The organism is Falsirhodobacter sp. alg1, assembly GCF_000739715.2.
GTDB lineage: Bacteria > Pseudomonadota > Alphaproteobacteria > Rhodobacterales > Rhodobacteraceae > Falsirhodobacter.
Window position 1 is genome coordinate 1 of sequence record NZ_BBJC02000148.1, and the last position, 457, is coordinate 457.

Annotated in this window: 1 protein-coding gene and 2 pseudogenes; 1 reads left to right on the forward strand and 2 read right to left on the reverse strand. The window is 59.7% G+C overall.

The window, feature by feature from the left end; translation table 11 throughout:
• Both TR36_RS14705 and TR36_RS15405 read right to left on the reverse strand, forming a co-directional pair.
• A pseudogene (locus TR36_RS14705) lies at window positions 1–203 on the reverse strand (hypothetical protein); the annotation flags it as partial.
• Window positions 196–291 (reverse strand): annotated as a pseudogene (locus tag TR36_RS15405) (peptidylprolyl isomerase); the annotation flags it as partial. The pseudogenes TR36_RS15405 and TR36_RS14705, both read right to left, overlap by 8 nt.
• Between TR36_RS15405 and TR36_RS16295 the strand changes: the two are divergent.
• Window positions 274–457: hypothetical protein (locus TR36_RS16295; RefSeq protein ID WP_153010607.1), on the forward strand; the 184-nt coding region annotated here is incomplete at its 3' end. The pseudogene TR36_RS15405 and the gene TR36_RS16295 sit on opposite strands and share 18 nt — an antisense overlap.

Here is a 457-nt window from a genome sequence, read left to right on the forward strand (position 1 = left end):
CATATTCGCCGGTCTCGGCCAGTTTGACGATTTGCGCCACATGCTTGGGGGCCGACATCCGGCAGCAGGTCGATCACGACCTGACCATTGGCGCCGGGGCCAGCAATGTCGATCACCAGATTGGGGCCCGGCCCGTCAGATGTCTGTGCCAATGCAGCACCGGCCAGCAACGAGAATGCTGTCGCCAGAATTGCCTTAGACATCCGCAGCCACCCGAACCTTGATCATGCGATCAGGGTTTGCCGGCGGCTCACCGCGGACGATCTTGTCCACATGTTCCATCCCTTTGATGTTCCCAATGCCTCCATCATGGTGATCGAACGGGCAGAGCATTTCGGTCTGGCACAATTGCACCAGCTGCGCGGCAGGGTCGGGCGGGGATCAGCACAATCCACATGCCTATTGCTGTATCAGGCTCCGCTGTCGCAAACCGCTCGCCGCAGGCTGCAAATTCTAC